The organism is Spartinivicinus ruber (assembly GCF_011009015.1).
Classification (GTDB): Bacteria; Pseudomonadota; Gammaproteobacteria; order Pseudomonadales; family Zooshikellaceae; genus Spartinivicinus; species Spartinivicinus ruber.
The window spans coordinates 17068-32068 of record NZ_CP048880.1 but is presented as its reverse complement, the minus strand read 5'-3'; the positions used below and the strand labels follow the sequence as shown (position 1 = coordinate 32068).

The following is a 15001-nucleotide window of genomic DNA, read 5'->3' as shown; positions in this document are numbered from 1 at the left end:
GTGTGAAGTTTGTTATACTAAAAAATAATACGACTAATAATATAGTAACCATGAAATACTCAGTCGCTTTACTGCTTACAACTGCATTTAGCTGTGCTTTTGCTACAGAATGCAAGACGATCAAAGTCTCTGGAGATGTGGACTACCCACCTATTACCTGGCAAAACCCAAAAGATAAAAATGAAATTAAAGGGCTAGCTATTCAACTGGTGTATGATGCTTTCTCAGACTCGGGGATAAAAATAGAGTCGGTTTATGCCGGTGACTGGGGAGAGGTGCAGAATAACGCGAGAATAGGAAAGATTGATATTATTGCTGGGTTGTACATTAATGAAGAAAGAAAGCAGTATTTAGACTATACAGAACAACCATTTTTGATGGACCCTGTAGCTATATTTGTTCCAAGCAAAAAAGCTTATGATTTTAAATTTTCGAAATGGGAAGACTTAAAATCACTCCAAGGCGTCACAACCGTTGGCAATAGCTTTGGACAGAAATTTGATAAATTCTCAAAAAAACACCTAAAAATTAAATATAAGGAATTGATGGAAGAAACATTTGATGAGTTGTTGTCAGGAAACTCTGACTACTTAATTCAGGGCTTATATCCAGGTCTTGCAGGTCTTGCAAGAACTCGGCTATCTATAAGAATCACGCCTAATCCGGTGCCTGTAGTGGAAGAGGGTCTATATATAGCATTTTCTAAACGATCACACTGTAAGCAGCATATTAAACTGTTAAGTAATAAAGTTAGCTCATTTGTAAAGGATAAGATATCAAGCTCTCTTGTAGATAAGTATTTTAAAGTGTGGAAAGAAGACTTTAACTTAGCAGACCTTAAGTAATCCACCCCAATTTAAACGATGATTTTTGTATGCTCTGGACAGAGCAACGGGCTTGTTTTGTCTGGAGTTTGAGCAAAGAGGTTAAACAATGAACTTTATTACACCGTATCAGCGTGAAAAAGAGTACAAAAATCGCGCAGCGGAAAGGCTAAAGGATCATCAATTTACTTTGTTGGTGGATACAGACGAGGTACAGATATACCGCTGTAGTAGACCAAATACCATAGTTTACAGCTTTGATATTGTGTTAGCTCCAAATTGCATTGCTATCAGTGGCGATATAGGGCGGGTGCTGTATAGCGTGGGTAGAGGTTTGGGCTTTCTCGCTAACTATGGCTGCTCAGATTACGGGTTTGAGAAGCTAGATAGTGCATATAGTGAGAAGAGAGAAGTTAGCGCTTATCTGGTTGCTGATACTTTCTACAGATTGATTTATGAGTTTTTAGCGTTTGAGGAAATAGAAAGCGACGAAATACCAAAGGCTTTTAAAAAACCTTCAGAGGTTGAATCAGAAGAGTTAGAAGAGGCTTTAGAAGAATTAAGAAAGGCACTTACAAGCCTTCATGACACGCTTGATGATAGTAATTTACCTAAGTGGTTGAAGGGGTTTGAAGCCAATGATAACACTATAAGGTGTTTTCACGATCTGATTGAAGCATTAGCTGGACATAGCTATGAGCCAGACGAGCAACTACTAGGCCAAATAATTCAGGATACTGGCTACTCTGATTTCGATTATGATTGGTGGGATTACAGCTACACGCAACCTGATTCTAATGTTATGTGGGTTACAGCCTGCGCAGAATATGCGGCTGGTAGGATTTTGGAGCGGCAGAAAGAAGCTGTGTAATGATAAAAACGACATAATGGTTATATAAGTACTTGTATAAATATATCTTTACTTGTATATTATACAGTTACTTGTATAATGGAACTAAGAAATACAGATGAAGCCAATCAAGTTTGTAGGTAAGTCGTTAGACAACCTTAAGTGGTTTCCAGTAGAGGCCAGGCAGCAAGCGGGCTACCAGCTTCACAAGGTTCAAAGCGGTGAAGACCCAGACGACTGGAAGCCAATGAAAACGGTAGGTACAGGGGTAAAAGAGATAAGGATTAAGGAAGGTGAACAATACAGGGTTATCTATATCGCCAAGCTAGAAGATGCTGTTTATGTACTTCATGCCTTTAAGAAGAAAACGCAGAAAACTAGCCAGCATGATATAGAGATAGCAAAACAAGCATTAAAACAAATCCAGCCTTAGCGCTGGATTTACCAAGCATCAACAGAGGTTTACAGAATGACAGAGCAATATGAAAGCGTTTGGGATGCTTTGGAAGAAGACCCAATAAAAGCGCAAAACTACAAATTACGATCTGATTTAATGATGGCTGTGACAGCTCAGATTAAGCAGAAGAAACTAACCCAAGCCGATGCAGCTGAGCTTTTAGCAGTTTCTCAGCCTAGAATCAGCAGCCTATTAAACGGCAAGCTAGACCAGTTTCGTATAGATATGCTGATTGATTTTGCCCATAAGCTTGGGCTGCATGTAAGCGTGGATGTGGCGGCTTGAAATAAGCTAAGGGGCTCAGCACCCCTTACTGTTATGGCCAGTACAAGGCTGGCCAACACTAACAAAAACCCACCGACAGAACAAGTTTTGTACACCTCTTGCTGTGTAACAGTGCTACGTATTGTTTCCCGTGGAACATTTTGTGTTTCACAGGGCAAGTCACTACAGCTGAGCGTGAACAGGTCACGGCGGTGTATTTGGGGAGGTGAGGGAATTAAAAAAGCCCCCGGAGGGGGCTTTATAGTGGGGTCCTATTCATTCGATTTCAGCCCCCATAGTCAGGATTTATTGATTTCCTTCATTAGCTTAACAGCCTTATTTACCATATTGTCATTATCTTGATGCTCTAAAGACAATGCATATAAGCCAGAGAAACAGAAGTGCCAATTTTCGTGAGGACATTCCCTGTATTTTTTTTCAAATAGACAGTACGTTTGATTAGCAGGGTATCTTCTGGCAATTAAATCACTTAAAGCAGTAAAATACTCATCATTTCCATAATTGAAGTAATTGATACTTTCTATTTTTTCAAAAAGCACTTCTGCTTGATCTTTCGATAGCTTATCGAACTCCAGATAGGTTTCATAAACAAAAGCTCCTGAGTTTTTAGTTTTTGCAAAACTCTCATTAAGTATGAGATTACAAATCTCGTTGAACTCAGTTGCGTTTAATTTTGATTCATCTTTCATAGTAAGAAATAGGCCAAAATCTGTTACAAGCTCACTAAGCTGTCGGCTGTTATTTTCCTGAACAGCTTTGTGAGTTTTTTGAATTATTTCATGTATTTCCATAGTTTTTATTTTTTTACGGGGCTATTGCATTAGCTGGTAAAGTTGGCCATAAAGGAGGTAGTAGAGATGGTATTAAGCGAATGCAGCGATAGGCAACATAACCAGCCCCAATGGTTGCAGCTGTTTTAGCTGCGGCACACCCTGTGTCACAGGAATCGCCAGTAGGATCATCGTCATCATCTTCACACTCTTCATGATAGCGTTGCTCATATTTGCGCAGCAAAGTGTAATTATGGTTGATTAGTGTTCTATGTCCTCGAACTGTTTGGCTAAGTTTTTCTCCAGGCCCTATCCTTTCTGGTAGGTTTTGGGGATTGTTTTGTAAGTCTGGCCAGCGCTTGTTATATAAGTCATCTTCAAGATTTCTTATTTTTTGTCGAAGCCCTCTGCATACAGGATGATTAGCTGGAAACTTTTTCTTAAGTCCATCAGGATCTATAAATTTAAGCGGATTATTAGAAACATAAACAAATGTATTTAGACCGCCCGCTAAACCAATTGGATCACTCTCAATGTAGCGTCCTAGTGTTGGATCGTAGTCTCTATAATAGTTGTAAAACAGCCCACTCTCAGTGTCGGCTAGCTGCCCTGGAAAACGTAAGGAAACAACTGTCTTCTGGCTGTTTCCATCGACATCCTCATTAGCTTCACCCACTCCAAAGGCATCAGACTCCCATGACCAAAGCGTCTGTTTCTGCTGATTGGTGGCCAGCCTTGGCGTATTTAAATGATCACTATGAAGGTACGTCACTTGTGGTGCATTTAGGGTTGCGCCATTAGCAACTTGCTCGATCATTGTCAGTGGTAAACTACCTAACCACACATACTGACGGGTTAACTGTTGTTGCCAGATTTTGCTGTATTTGGTTTCTGCAAGGATTTGGCCTGATTCGTTATAGGTGTAAATCCAGTGAGCTGGCTGCTCATTGCCAAAATGAATGGTTTTATGAATCCGCTCACCGATGGCATTGTATTTATAGCTAGCTAATAAGAAGTCGCCTTCTTTAACTTTGCTTAGGCGGTTATTTGCTGCGTATTCAAAGTTTAATGGGCCATTGCCTGTGGTATTGCCAGCTTCATCAATGCGCACTGGCCCCATGTAAGAGGTGGCTAAACGGTTACTGTTTTCTGCATAAGTGCTTTCCTGTGGACTCACCATATCTTGCAGCGTTTCTTTTTTGCTTAATCGATTGCCTACCGCATCATAGGTATATTCAGTGGTTTTTAAGCCATCAATTTCCTGGAAAAGTCGGTCAAGTACATCGTACTTAAACTCCCTTTTATCCGTTTCGCTTTTGGCTATTTCGGTAATATTGCCATTAGGGTCATATTTGTAATTCAGCTGTTGTAAGCCTGCGATAGCTTGCTGAGTGAGCTGACCATCTAAATTAAATTGGCGGTTTAAAGTCAGGCCATTACCCCAAGTCAGTGAGGTCATGGGACCAAACGCTTGATAGCTAATGTCTTTGGCTAACTCGATGGTTTGGGCTGCATCACCCGTTCCCCATTCAGCACTAACACTGGTGATTTGCCCTTCGTTATTACGCTGGTAGTTAACTTTTAAATTACTAGGGTAGGTAACTTGGGTGAGTTGGTTACTTATGTTGTATTGATAGCCAATACTTTGCTGAATGCTTTGGCTACCCGTTTCGATGGTACGGCCTAAATTCACAATATTGCCGCGATCATCATATTGATAGGCAATCACACCTTTTGTATCCTTAACCCCTGTGAGCTTGCCAATACCTGGATGATCATCGCTGGTATCGTCGTATAAATACTCAATGGTTAATTCTGGGGCGCTGGGATATGATTTTTTTGTTAGGCGATTAATCGCATCGTAGGTGTACTCAGTGACTTTGCCGTTAGCATCCGTACGCTTGGTGATGTTATCTGCCAAGTCATGCTCATAAGTCGTAGTCCCTGAATCTGGGCTGACCTGCTTGATTAAGCGGCCAAACTCATCATATTCGTATTGGGTGGTAGTGCCTTTAGGATCAACGACCTTGGTGACCTGATCACTCTGGTTGTACTCCAGGCGAGTGACACCTTCTAACGCGTCTGTCGTTTGGGTTAACCGATTTAACGCATCAAAGCCATGAGTGGTTTTATTTTCATTAGGATCAGTAAAGCCCGTTAGATTGCCATTAAAGTCATACTCATTTTCAGCGGTTTGCTCATTGGCTCCCACACTACGCAACAAACGGCTTAACTCATCGTATACCCAGCTTTGTTGGCTTACGATCTCGCCAGTAGCAGATTTAATGGTTTGCTTAGTTTGATTACCTGCATTGTCGTATTCATATTCGATACGCTCGCCTAAGCTGTTTTCTATCGCCATTAAATAGCGAGCAGGGCTGTATTCGTATTTAACGACACTGCTATTTGGCAGGCTAATTTGAGTGACTTGCCCTACGTTGTCATAGGTGAAACTAGTTGTAATATCACCTGATTTACTCTTAACTGTGATGGTTTCGGCGTCCCCATCATCGTTATAAGTAATTTTGGTAACGGTGCCATTGGCATCAATCAGGGTTTGAGGGCTACCACGGTAGTTGTGGTCTTTTAGTTCTGTGATATGGCCAAGGGCATTAATGGTTTTAACAAGCTGACGTTTATCGTCGTATTCATAACGCGTGATGTCCTGAACATCAGTACGAGGACCATCAACCTGCGTGAGGTTGCCTTGGCTATCATGTTGATATAACCATTCCCGTTCGAGTGGTGTATTTGCCTGAGCAGAAAAGGCTAATCCTGCTGCCAATAACCCAGAAAATATTCGATTAAATTTCATAAATCTACTGCCGTGTTTTAGGTTAAACTTCATCCAAATAAACATTAATTAAGTTTGTTGTTGGCACTGCAAGGGAGAATATGCAGTGCCAGTTACCGAGGTTATTTTGCAGATGGTTGGCTCACCTGCTTTTTACTAGCTAGTTTTCCTTGCTCATCGTACTGATACAGCGTTTCCAGTTTTCCATCTGAAGACTTCAACGGTAAGCGTTTCTCAACATCCCACTCAGTCGTCACCGTGCGCGCTTGAGAAGTTCCCACGGCTTCTGTCTTCTCGATTTGCAAGCCCTGGTCGTTGTACTTGTACTCAGTGGTGTTGCCTTTCCAATCGGTTTTAGTCTTGAGCAAGCCGGTAGGGTAGTAAGTGTACTCCTTATTCGCTGCAGCACAGTTAGCGGACTGGTGACCTTCCACCTTCACCACTTTATTCACCCCATTAAAAGACTGAAAATGGTAAGTGGTTTTCTTGCCAAGCGGATTAGTAACAGTTGTAGAGTTATTGTCGTGGAATTCCAGCGATACTTTTTCCTTGCCGCCAGCATGTTCACTGGAAATAGCACGGCCTTGATCATCATAGGTCCAGGTAGCAAAGCGAACACCGTTTTCGTCGGTGATGCCTGTTAGTGCAAGAGGAAACTGACTATTATCGTAATGATACTGGCGGGTTTTGCCACTTGCTAACGTTACCTTTGATAGCCTGGACAAATAATCATACTCATACTTAACAGGTTTATCCTGATTTAGCTGTACAGAAACTAATCGTTGAAAACCATCAAAAGTCAGAGTAACTTGGTTATTTTTGTCATCTTTAATAATTTGTTGATTATCCGTCCACTCACTGATTACTACTTCACCACTCGCTTTTTCCAAGCGAATTAATCGACCTTGGTCATCATAGTATTCTTTTTGTTGTCCTGAAGTGACTAACCAAACAGCACTGTGCTTAGTTGTTGTAGAAACAGTTAAACCTGATCCGACTTCTGTTTGCCATTGATCACCCTTCAGTTCAATAGGTAACTGTTTTCCATCTGGACGAGCTAAATATTTAACTGATTCAGATTTAATGGAGTTAATTATTTTATAATTAAAACTATGGCTCCACTCTTCTAGTAAGCTGTTATAAAAGCGTTGGAATCCAATTTTACTTACAATATCAGTTTCAACTTGATATTTATTACCATTAGAAATACGAACTGGATTACCGGTTGAAGGATCTGAGCAAGAGCTACTGCCTGTATTTTGGGTGCCTTGGCATAATTTTGAATCTTCCGGGCATTCAGGCACTTTGCTTTTTTCAAGTGTATAAAACTTTGCTGTCGTTAAGTGCTCTTGTAATGAGCCAATTCTATTTTTATAGGTAAACCCTATATGACAGGTTTGTGCACCATAATACCGGCTATGTGGTTGCACTATACCATTATAAATTTTTTCAACCCTTGCATAGTCTCTAGGAAACTTTTTTATATGGTAATTTAATATACAGGGGGTAGCAATTTTGCAGGCAGCTTCTTTAGTGGAAGCAAGTCTGAGGGTACTTTTACATACTTGTGTAGTCCAAGCAGACTGATAATGAACTATGTATCTATTGTTATCTGCATTGGCCAGGCTTGCTAATGTGATGATTAAACTGGGGGCTAGTTTTTTCATTTAATACTTAGTCACTTCATACCAATCAAGTGCCGCCGATTATATGTGAAACAGTAGTTGTACAACAGGTGAAATGTTTCACTGCTGTGTTGGTGATTATTTAGACGGATTTTTCTGGGCAAACTCTTTACCAAACGGGCATTGGGTAAAGGGTTATAATGACGCCTTTCGATCAACACGGGGCTTCAGGGAGGAACAAGCAGGATGGCCAACCCGCTTTTTGTCAAAAGTCAGTTCTACGCAGGCTTATGTATCTCCGCTAGAGCGTGAGTTATTTATAATCATCTACGGTAATTTGTCCTGCCTCCCGACAACGGGCCACGAGCCCAGCCAGTTTGATTTGCTGCTTATCCAAGTCCATCAGCTGTCTTTTATAGCCGTCTGCTGTCGCCACCAGCTCCAATGATTCAAGCAAATCAATCAGCTCAACTAGTGCCTGACGGGCACCACCTGCTTTCCCCATGACATTATCCAGCTGGGCTGGTGTAGGTAAACTCTGTGACATGGTGAAATACTCCTTTCGTTTCAGTCATACGGCATGATACCGCAAAAAATAACAACCACCTAAGTAAACGACGCCTGTCTTTTATCTCTGCCAGATTAACAATAGGTATTTGCTTGTTTTGGTGATTTTTGGGGAGTGTGGGGGAAGGAACAGTGAGTAAATTTAATAACCTTTAGGTTAAAATACGCCAATTAGTTATACGTCAATGCGACATAGTATTTTGTCTCAGAGTGACGTTCATTAATTGTTAACCGCAAAGGAGATACAAGATTGACTATTAGTATCCGAGAAGAACAACCAAGCGATATTCAAAGTATTCATGAGGTTACTGTTGCTGCATTTCTTGAAGCGCCGCATACTGACCATACTGAGCAATTTATTGTTAAAGCTCTTCGTGAGTCATCCGCATTATCGATTTCACTTGTTGCCGAAGAGGCAGGTAATGTCGTTGGGCATGTGGCACTTTCTCCCATCAGTATTTCTGACGGTACAGATGGCTGGTATGGTCTGGGTCCAATATCAGTTCATCCGAACAATCAGAATAAAGGTATTGGTTCAAAACTTATGAATGCAGCTATTCAAGAGCTAAAGAATATAAAAGCAAAAGGTTGCGTATTGCTCGGAGACCCTAATTATTATCATCGTTTTGGCTTTAGACCTAGAGAAGGATTGGTACTTCCAGATGTACCAGAGGAATATTTTCAAGCGCTAGTATTTCAAGACGATTTGCCTCAAGGAATAGTCACTTATCATAAATCCTTTTCTGCAAAGAGTTAATCTGGTAAGAGCTGGTATCTAGCCAGCCCTCCACAAACCATAAATACCAAAATGATGGACATATCTACAGAAATTCAAAATTACATGCTCTCTGGCGTTCAAAACACCAGCAGGATATGAGCAGCTATGCGCCTAAATTCCTAATGACAAGTGTCCACTAAATGGGGGGAAAGATCAGGCCGCTTAAAATCCTGATGAGTAGAGCAGGGTAGCAGTTATTCAACAGAAAATTGCTGTAACTCAATACCAGAAATAGGCTTAAAGTGCTTTAGGTTGGTTGTGCATAGTGTTTCACCATAGCGAACAGCTGTTGCGGCAATTAAAGCATCGCCCATTTCTACACTATGGCTAAGCGCAAACTGTTTTGTATAGCTGCGTGCATTGATAGAAATTTGTGGGTCAATTTCATAGATTTTGAATTGCTGATTTTCTAGCATTTTTTCAAAGTGCTTTAGTTCCTGTTTATTGCGGCAAAATGGCACAAATTCCATGTAGGTAACAGCTGAAATAGCCCGTTCTGGTGTATTTAAGATGATACTTTTAGCTGCTTCATACCCACGAGCCGCATAAATCAGAATACTGGTATCAAATATCATCTAAACGCGCCCTTCTTCCTTTTCGTAGTTGGCGTATTTCATCCTCAACTTGTTCAACTGAAGTGGTGTTGTCACCGTGCATACCAAAAAAAGCATCAGCCTCTTTATCTGCTTCTATAGGCTTAATGCTTGATGATTTGGGATGAACCACCCCTAAAACCTCACCATGATAAGTAATCTCTACTAGCTCACCGCGCTTTAGCGCATCTATGAGCGCTTTGTGCTGGCTTTGTAGCTGTGATGCAGTGATTTGCATGTCACTCTCCTTTAAAATATATATTTTAAATTATATATTTTAATTAAGTGCCCGTCAAGCCTCCCACCTCAAAAAGGTGACTGCTCCCCGCCAGCACTGGGCACAGGTTTACGGCACTTTCACTAAGCTCAATCAAATCAGGTGGGGTTTGTAGCAATAGCAAAGTTAGAGGGTTTAGAGAATGATTAATCACGAACATTACACATATAGGGTTACTTGGTCTGAGGAAGATCAGGAGTATGTAGGCTTGTGCACTGAGTTTCCTAGCCATGAGAACGGCTGAATCTGGTGTTAGTTTGAATAGGTATGTTAGTTCTAAGTTGGTGTAGTTTGTAGTGCAGGTAAGCTTCAATGCCTTTCGTTGTCCCGTGTCCTAGGACATGGGACAAGCAGAAAGTTAAGGTAAACTGAGAAAGCATCTGCTAACAATAGCCTTGCTTAGTAATGATAACGACACTGAACAACAATAATAGCTGTGTCTGTTACCTTGTATACTAGGCGGTGCTCTCTATCGATCCGCCGAGACCAGTAGCCAGACCAGTTATGTTTTAGTGGTTCTGGGTCGCCTAAGCCATCGAACGGCTGGTGCTTTATATCTTTAATGAGAGTATTAATCCGCTTGAGCGTTTTTTTATCTGTTTGCTGCCAATATAGATAATCCTCCCAAGCCAGTTCTGCCCAAGATAGAATCATTCTTCAATCAATCCACGCTCAACCGTTTTACCATCTTCAACTTGAGCAATGGCTTGATTCAAGCGCTCTGCATTACGTTGGCTAGCCATAAGGTAAGCTGTGGCTTCATAAGATTTGAAGTCTTCCAGAGACATCAAGACAGCCGGTTTGCCATTCTGGCGGGTAATCAAGACAGGCGTATGGTCATCGTTAACCTTGTCTAAAGTCCCAGCTAGCTTACTTCTGAAGGCTGAATAACTGATTGTGTCCATAATAACACCTTTCTATGCATTGTACTTGTTATTGTACTTGTACTTAATCTTGTACGCAATGGTATACTTGACCTGTATAGCAACAACTACATAGAGCTGGAAGCGTTAAAATGATGCTGTTTGAAGAAATAAAACAAGGATTTGATGACTTGAAAGAAGAGAGAAAAAGTAAATTAGCATTATACCCTGTTTATATTCATACCGATGAAAATGGCGCGGTTGGCGGGTTTGCGCCTGGAGTATTTGGATTGTTCTTTGCTGGTAAGGATATTGAGGATTGTATCAAGGATGCTAAAAGCGCTTTTACTGGACATTTTGATTTGCTGATTGAAGATGGCCAGGAAATACCAAGCCCTACCGCAGTAGAGCAGCACCTTGATGATGAAGACTGTAAAGACGGCTTTTGGTTTATGGTTGAGGTTGATGTCAGTAAATACCGAGGGCAAAATTCTATACCCGATTGCGTAAGGCCAGAGTTTCAAGTAACGATAGACACTTCAGATACTGCCAGTGTTTGGCGAGAACTCCTTAATGATGACCCAATAATAGCCAAAAACTATATGCTGAGGTCTGCTTTAACTAGTGCTATTACTGAACAAATTAAACGACGTAAGCTAACTAATACTGACGCAGCCAGGTTGCTAAATATTTCCCATACAGCAGTAAGTGTGCTTTTAAATGGCAATATGGGGGATTTTAACTTGGATGAGCTTGTCGATATAGCTCATAAGTTAGGGTACAGGATTTGTTTGGATATAGCATGTTGATCTTGTTACCGTGTAACAAATGCTGGCTTATTCTTCTCTGCCCTCTGGCTTCATGTCTAGCCAGTCTCGATCATCACCAGTTACTAGACTATCTTTGGGGCTGTCTGAAAGCAGCTCTTTGAGTACATCTTCTGCTTTCTTTTTGCCTTTGATTATATCATCGGCTTCATGGATGCTGGCCAGAAGTTCGTCAAATTGTTTTTTGTCCATAAGGGTGTAGTTAAGGCGGGATAATCCGCCTACTTTGAATTCCAGTTGTCTAATTTAATATCAGGCACTTTGCTAAAATGTCGCTGATTATTTGTCACAAGCATCGCATCAACACTTAAGGCATGACCTGCTATCATAGTGTCATTTGAGCCTATTGGTGTACCTTGAGAAAATAAATAGGCTTGTAATGTAGAAAATGACTCAGCCGCTTGAGCATTCCAAGGCAACACTTTATCTATTCGCTCAATTAAGCCATGAATTAAATTTAAGTGTTTTTCTCGCGCTTGAGAACGCTCAGCCCCCAGCAAAAGCTCTGCATAAGTAATAGCAGAAATGCAAATGCTAGCCCCGAATTCAGACTGCTTTTGCAGGGTTTCCAGTACTGAGATAGGGCGCTTTCTAATAATGTAACTACACATATCTGTATCAAGCATGTACAGCATTAGAACTCAACCCTATTTGTTTCCATTATATCGGCGCGCTCAGCCATAAAGTCATCATCAGCGGCTGGTAATTCAGCAAAGGAAAGCCACGACTTTCGTTTAGGTGTTAATATGATTGAATCACCTTCTTTGCGGATAAAGACTTCGTCAATACCGCTAAACTCAAACATCTTTGGCAGCCTAACGGCTTGATTCCGCCCATTGGTGAATAGCTTGGCAGTTCTATCAGGCATAGTAAGTACCTCCCTTTTTTGCTTCAATATTGGTATATGCCTAGCATATGTCATGATTTGGCATAGGTCAAGCATATGTCATTGAGTCTGCGTTAGTCATGGAGCAAGGGTAAATGTCATCAAAATTTGAAGAGCTAGCCGATATTAAAGAGTATGACGAGATTAAAAAGGCCATTAAAAATGGCGAAACAGAGCTAGTGCCTGATGCTGTTGTAACTCGTCTGCTGGATGGTGAAAACCCTGTAAAGGTCTGGCGTGAACATCGAGGGCTTAAGCAAAAACAACTAGCTGAAAAGTTAGAGATTATGGCAGCTTATTTGTCACAGATTGAAAAAGGTGAAAAGTCTGGCTCTGTAGATGTGCTTAAGCGTATTGCTGAAGTGCTTAATGTTGATTTAGATGATTTGATGTAAGTCAGCGTCCAAGCTAAACGGCTGTTACCGTCTAGCCTGTGAAGAACCTATAAAGGCACTACGTTTTCAGCTTGTGGGCCTTTAGGGCCTTGGCCTTGAGTAAATTCAACTTGCTGGCCTTCGGTAAGCACTTTGAAGCCAGAAGTTTGGATAGCACTGTAATGAACAAAAACGTCTGGGCCGCTTTGCTGTTCAATGAAACCAAAACCTTTAGATTCGTTGAACCACTTTACTGTGCCAGTTTTTTGATTAGACATATTTTCTTGATCTACAAATAATAAATTGATAGTGACTAAGGGGCTCAGCACCCCTAGCGTCCTACGCCAGTTATGGCCTAGCGTAAGAGTGCGGGATGGCATTGTCTGGGCAAGTTTCATACAGGACGAAACAGGTTGTTAGTGTTGGCCAGCCTTGTACTGGCCAACACTAACAAAAACCAACAGGCAGTACAAGTTTTGTACGCCTCTTGCTGTGTAGCAGTGCTACATATTGTTTCCCGTGGAACATTTTGTGTTTTGCAGGGCAAGCCGCTAAATCATGAGCGTGTTGGGGAGATGGGGGAATTAAAAAAGCCCCGGAGGGGGCTTTATAGTGGGGTCCTCAGCCCCCATAGTCAGGATTTATTGTAGCTTAACAGCCTTATTTATCATATTGTCATTATCTTTATGCATTAGCAGGTTAAGTGTGTCTTGAAAGCAGGCATTTTTGAAACTGAGAAAAGTTTGCGACAGAACCCTCTTAGTAGAGGGGCTTATCATTAATAATAGTCAATTAGACGTTTTTTTAATCAGTAAATAGACGGTTTACTAATAGTCAACTGGACGGTAAAATAATAGTCAATTAGACGATAATTTGACTTGTACAACCATGCCTCAAAACCTATACCCTCGTTATATTGAGCCTTTGATTCGTCAAGCCTTAGCTGATACTCCTGTCATTTGTTTGCTAGGGCCGCGCCAAGTAGGCAAAACTACGCTAGCACTATCAATAGAGCCTAATCGAACTTATATTAATTTTGATGACTCTACTTTATTGAATAACGCTAAAACAGATCCTTCTGGTTTTGTGCAAAACTTGCCTGAAAGAGTCACTCTAGATGAAGTGCAGCGGGCACCAGAATTATTGCCAGCGATTAAGGCTGCTGTTGACAAGGATCGTAAACCAGGGCGCTTTCTACTCACTGGCTCCGCTAATCTACTTTTATTGCCTGGAGTGCAGGAGTCATTGGCTGGTCGAGTTGAGGTATTACAGCTCCATCCTCTCTCTGAGCAGGAAAAGCATCAGAGCCGTAATACGTTTTTGCAGCGCCTGCTTGATGGCAATATCACGCCTCAAATTTTTGGAGAACAACAACAAATATCAGGGGTTGCTGAAGCTGTATGTAAAGGCGGGTATCCAGAACCAAATACTCGCAATGAGAAAAGAGCAAGACAATGGCATCGACAATACCTAAATGCAATTATCCAGCGTGATGTTAAAGATATTGCTGCAATTCGAGATAAAGACGACATGATGCGTCTAATTGAAATACTGGCTTTACGTACGGCTAATTTACTTAATATTAGTGGTTTAGCAACTGAGTTAGGCATTCGCCGTGAAACGGTCGATAAGTACGTTTCTATCCTTGAGCGTTTATTTTTAATTCGTCGTTTACCTGCTTGGCATAAAAATCAGGCTAAACGGCTTGTTAAAACGCCTAAAGTTCACCTTATCGACTCAGGTCTAGCTGCTACGTTGAGCGAGCTGAAAGTTGATGAATGGTATGATTACAGCACAAGCTTCGGTGCCCTGCTGGAAAGCTTTGTAGTACAACAGTTGATATGCCAGGCTGGTTGGATTGATAGTGAGCTTCGTTTTTCGCATTACCGAGACAAAGACCAAGTTGAAGTAGACCTTGTGATAGAACAAGGACGAAATATTTGGGGAGTAGAAGTTAAAAAAGCTGCGAGCGTACAACCCAAAGATGGAGCAGGTCTATCAAGGCTTGAAGGCCTTGCAGGTAACGCTTGGCGAGGTGGAATATTACTTTACACTGGAAACAACTACATATCACTGTCAGGAGTTGAAAACGGCATTGCCGTACCAATGAATGCACTGTGGAAGTAGCAAAGAGAAAGGGGGCCTTTATACTGCCAGCTGTGTAGCAAAACCCTAAGTGACTGATTTACTTGAGGTAAACCCACTAACTTTTATACAAAAGTTAGTGGGGT

At 41.3% G+C, this 15001-nt stretch carries 20 protein-coding genes; 8 read left to right on the top strand and 12 right to left on the bottom strand.

Features of this window, described 5'->3' with window-relative positions; genetic code table 11:
* Positions 1 to 2 precede the first annotated feature (2 nt).
* The 4 genes from G4Y78_RS29595 to G4Y78_RS29580 all read left to right on the top strand — a co-directional run bounded on the left by G4Y78_RS29595 (position 3) and on the right by G4Y78_RS29580 (position 2416).
* Positions 3 to 845: a substrate-binding periplasmic protein gene (locus tag G4Y78_RS29595; protein ID WP_163836824.1), complete on the top strand. Its 843-nt coding sequence runs from the start codon at positions 3 to 5 to the stop codon at positions 843 to 845.
* Between the two features lie 88 nt (positions 846 to 933).
* On the top strand, positions 934 to 1695 hold the full coding sequence (locus G4Y78_RS29590) for a hypothetical protein (RefSeq protein ID WP_163836823.1): 762 nt from the start codon (positions 934 to 936) through the stop codon (positions 1693 to 1695).
* Between the two features lie 97 nt (positions 1696 to 1792).
* A complete protein-coding gene (locus G4Y78_RS29585) occupies positions 1793 to 2107 on the top strand; it encodes a type II toxin-antitoxin system RelE/ParE family toxin (RefSeq protein ID WP_163836822.1) in 315 nt (104 codons plus the stop codon).
* A gap of 36 nt (positions 2108 to 2143) precedes the next feature.
* Positions 2144 to 2416 (top strand): helix-turn-helix domain-containing protein, encoded by a 273-nt coding sequence (locus tag G4Y78_RS29580; protein WP_163836821.1) that lies wholly within the window; start codon positions 2144 to 2146, stop codon positions 2414 to 2416.
* A 278-nt stretch (positions 2417 to 2694) separates the two neighbouring features.
* Here the strand turns inward: G4Y78_RS29580 and G4Y78_RS29575 are convergent, their stop codons facing one another.
* The 4 genes from G4Y78_RS29575 to G4Y78_RS29560 all read right to left on the bottom strand — a co-directional run bounded on the left by G4Y78_RS29575 (position 2695) and on the right by G4Y78_RS29560 (position 8152).
* A complete protein-coding gene (locus G4Y78_RS29575) occupies positions 2695 to 3207 on the bottom strand; it encodes a hypothetical protein (RefSeq protein WP_163836820.1) in 513 nt (170 codons plus the stop codon).
* 13 nt (positions 3208 to 3220) lie between these two features.
* Positions 3221 to 6001 carry an RHS repeat protein gene (locus G4Y78_RS29570; protein ID WP_163836819.1) on the bottom strand — a complete coding sequence of 927 codons (2781 nt, stop codon included), beginning with the start codon at positions 5999 to 6001 and terminating at the stop codon, positions 3221 to 3223.
* Between the two features lie 101 nt (positions 6002 to 6102).
* Entirely contained in the window at positions 6103 to 7647 is a 1545-nt protein-coding gene (locus G4Y78_RS29565) for an RHS repeat protein (protein WP_163836818.1), read from the bottom strand.
* Positions 7648 to 7918: 271 nt separating this feature from the next.
* Positions 7919 to 8152 carry a hypothetical protein gene (locus G4Y78_RS29560; protein ID WP_163836817.1) on the bottom strand — a complete coding sequence of 78 codons (234 nt, stop codon included), beginning with the start codon at positions 8150 to 8152 and terminating at the stop codon, positions 7919 to 7921.
* Positions 8153 to 8422: 270 nt separating this feature from the next.
* Here G4Y78_RS29560 and G4Y78_RS29555 point away from each other — a divergent pair, with 270 nt between their 5' ends.
* Positions 8423 to 8929 (top strand): GNAT family N-acetyltransferase, encoded by a 507-nt coding sequence (locus G4Y78_RS29555; protein WP_163836816.1) that lies wholly within the window; start codon positions 8423 to 8425, stop codon positions 8927 to 8929.
* Between the two features lie 215 nt (positions 8930 to 9144).
* On the opposite strand, the gene G4Y78_RS29550 is transcribed toward G4Y78_RS29555, so the two are convergent.
* From G4Y78_RS29550 to G4Y78_RS29535, 4 genes are all read right to left on the bottom strand, one after another.
* Entirely contained in the window at positions 9145 to 9525 is a 381-nt protein-coding gene (locus G4Y78_RS29550; protein WP_163836098.1) for a type II toxin-antitoxin system VapC family toxin, read from the bottom strand.
* On the bottom strand, positions 9515 to 9781 hold the full coding sequence (locus tag G4Y78_RS29545; protein WP_163836099.1) for a hypothetical protein: 267 nt from the start codon (positions 9779 to 9781) through the stop codon (positions 9515 to 9517). Before G4Y78_RS29545 ends, G4Y78_RS29550 begins: the two co-directional genes overlap by 11 nt.
* Before the next feature lie 438 nt (positions 9782 to 10219).
* Positions 10220 to 10474 carry a Txe/YoeB family addiction module toxin gene (locus G4Y78_RS29540; protein WP_163836100.1) on the bottom strand — a complete coding sequence of 85 codons (255 nt, stop codon included), beginning with the start codon at positions 10472 to 10474 and terminating at the stop codon, positions 10220 to 10222.
* Positions 10471 to 10725 (bottom strand): type II toxin-antitoxin system Phd/YefM family antitoxin, encoded by a 255-nt coding sequence (locus G4Y78_RS29535; protein ID WP_163836097.1) that lies wholly within the window; start codon positions 10723 to 10725, stop codon positions 10471 to 10473. Before G4Y78_RS29535 ends, G4Y78_RS29540 begins: the two co-directional genes overlap by 4 nt.
* A 110-nt stretch (positions 10726 to 10835) precedes the next feature.
* Here G4Y78_RS29535 and G4Y78_RS29530 point away from each other — a divergent pair, with 110 nt between their 5' ends.
* Positions 10836 to 11492 carry a type II toxin-antitoxin system HicB family antitoxin gene (locus G4Y78_RS29530; RefSeq protein ID WP_163836101.1) on the top strand — a complete coding sequence of 219 codons (657 nt, stop codon included), beginning with the start codon at positions 10836 to 10838 and terminating at the stop codon, positions 11490 to 11492.
* A gap of 27 nt (positions 11493 to 11519) precedes the next feature.
* Here G4Y78_RS29530 and G4Y78_RS29525 read toward each other — a convergent pair whose 3' ends face one another.
* The 3 genes from G4Y78_RS29525 to vapB are packed head-to-tail and all read right to left on the bottom strand — an operon-like array spanning position 11520 to position 12378.
* Positions 11520 to 11702 (bottom strand): hypothetical protein, encoded by a 183-nt coding sequence (locus G4Y78_RS29525; protein WP_163836815.1) that lies wholly within the window; start codon positions 11700 to 11702, stop codon positions 11520 to 11522.
* Positions 11703 to 11731: 29 nt separating this feature from the next.
* Entirely contained in the window at positions 11732 to 12145 is a 414-nt protein-coding gene (locus G4Y78_RS29520; RefSeq protein WP_163836103.1) for a type II toxin-antitoxin system VapC family toxin, read from the bottom strand.
* The gene (gene vapB / locus G4Y78_RS29515; RefSeq protein ID WP_163836104.1) at positions 12145 to 12378 is read right to left on the bottom strand and encodes a type II toxin-antitoxin system VapB family antitoxin; all 234 of its coding nucleotides are present in this window, start codon (positions 12376 to 12378) and stop codon (positions 12145 to 12147) included. Before vapB ends, G4Y78_RS29520 begins: the two co-directional genes overlap by 1 nt.
* A 113-nt stretch (positions 12379 to 12491) precedes the next feature.
* Between vapB and G4Y78_RS29510 the strand changes: the two genes are divergently transcribed.
* Positions 12492 to 12791, top strand: coding sequence for a helix-turn-helix domain-containing protein (locus G4Y78_RS29510; protein ID WP_163836814.1), 300 nt, complete (start codon positions 12492 to 12494; stop codon positions 12789 to 12791).
* Between the two features lie 47 nt (positions 12792 to 12838).
* Here the strand turns inward: G4Y78_RS29510 and G4Y78_RS29505 are convergent, their stop codons facing one another.
* The gene (locus tag G4Y78_RS29505; RefSeq protein ID WP_163836913.1) at positions 12839 to 13048 is read right to left on the bottom strand and encodes a cold-shock protein; all 210 of its coding nucleotides are present in this window, start codon (positions 13046 to 13048) and stop codon (positions 12839 to 12841) included.
* Between the two features lie 610 nt (positions 13049 to 13658).
* Here G4Y78_RS29505 and G4Y78_RS29500 point away from each other — a divergent pair.
* A complete protein-coding gene (locus G4Y78_RS29500) occupies positions 13659 to 14897 on the top strand; it encodes an ATP-binding protein (protein ID WP_163836813.1) in 1239 nt (412 codons plus the stop codon).
* The last annotated feature ends 104 nt before the right edge of the window (positions 14898 to 15001 follow it).

What these genes read in the sequence shown, in the direction of transcription:
- G4Y78_RS29590 (WP_163836823.1), top strand. Translation starts at nt 934, where the DNA reads ATGAACTTTATTACACCGTATCAGCGTGAAAAAGAGTACAAAAATCGC.
- G4Y78_RS29585 (WP_163836822.1), top strand. Translation starts at nt 1,793, where the DNA reads ATGAAGCCAATCAAGTTTGTAGGTAAGTCGTTAGACAACCTTAAGTGG.
- G4Y78_RS29580 (WP_163836821.1), top strand. Translation starts at nt 2,144, where the DNA reads ATGACAGAGCAATATGAAAGCGTTTGGGATGCTTTGGAAGAAGACCCA.
- G4Y78_RS29575 (WP_163836820.1), bottom strand. Translation starts at nt 3,207, where the DNA reads ATGGAAATACATGAAATAATTCAAAAAACTCACAAAGCTGTTCAGGAA.
- G4Y78_RS29570 (WP_163836819.1), bottom strand. Translation starts at nt 6,001, where the DNA reads ATGAAATTTAATCGAATATTTTCTGGGTTATTGGCAGCAGGATTAGCC.
- G4Y78_RS29565 (WP_163836818.1), bottom strand. Translation starts at nt 7,647, where the DNA reads ATGAAAAAACTAGCCCCCAGTTTAATCATCACATTAGCAAGCCTGGCC.
- G4Y78_RS29560 (WP_163836817.1), bottom strand. Translation starts at nt 8,152, where the DNA reads ATGTCACAGAGTTTACCTACACCAGCCCAGCTGGATAATGTCATGGGG.
- G4Y78_RS29550 (WP_163836098.1), bottom strand. Translation starts at nt 9,525, where the DNA reads ATGATATTTGATACCAGTATTCTGATTTATGCGGCTCGTGGGTATGAA.
- G4Y78_RS29545 (WP_163836099.1), bottom strand. Translation starts at nt 9,781, where the DNA reads ATGCAAATCACTGCATCACAGCTACAAAGCCAGCACAAAGCGCTCATA.
- G4Y78_RS29540 (WP_163836100.1), bottom strand. Translation starts at nt 10,474, where the DNA reads ATGATTCTATCTTGGGCAGAACTGGCTTGGGAGGATTATCTATATTGG.
- G4Y78_RS29535 (WP_163836097.1), bottom strand. Translation starts at nt 10,725, where the DNA reads ATGGACACAATCAGTTATTCAGCCTTCAGAAGTAAGCTAGCTGGGACT.
- G4Y78_RS29530 (WP_163836101.1), top strand. Translation starts at nt 10,836, where the DNA reads ATGATGCTGTTTGAAGAAATAAAACAAGGATTTGATGACTTGAAAGAA.
- G4Y78_RS29525 (WP_163836815.1), bottom strand. Translation starts at nt 11,702, where the DNA reads ATGGACAAAAAACAATTTGACGAACTTCTGGCCAGCATCCATGAAGCC.
- G4Y78_RS29520 (WP_163836103.1), bottom strand. Translation starts at nt 12,145, where the DNA reads ATGCTGTACATGCTTGATACAGATATGTGTAGTTACATTATTAGAAAG.
- vapB (WP_163836104.1), bottom strand. Translation starts at nt 12,378, where the DNA reads ATGCCTGATAGAACTGCCAAGCTATTCACCAATGGGCGGAATCAAGCC.
- G4Y78_RS29510 (WP_163836814.1), top strand. Translation starts at nt 12,492, where the DNA reads ATGTCATCAAAATTTGAAGAGCTAGCCGATATTAAAGAGTATGACGAG.
- G4Y78_RS29505 (WP_163836913.1), bottom strand. Translation starts at nt 13,048, where the DNA reads ATGTCTAATCAAAAAACTGGCACAGTAAAGTGGTTCAACGAATCTAAA.
- G4Y78_RS29500 (WP_163836813.1), top strand. Translation starts at nt 13,659, where the DNA reads ATGCCTCAAAACCTATACCCTCGTTATATTGAGCCTTTGATTCGTCAA.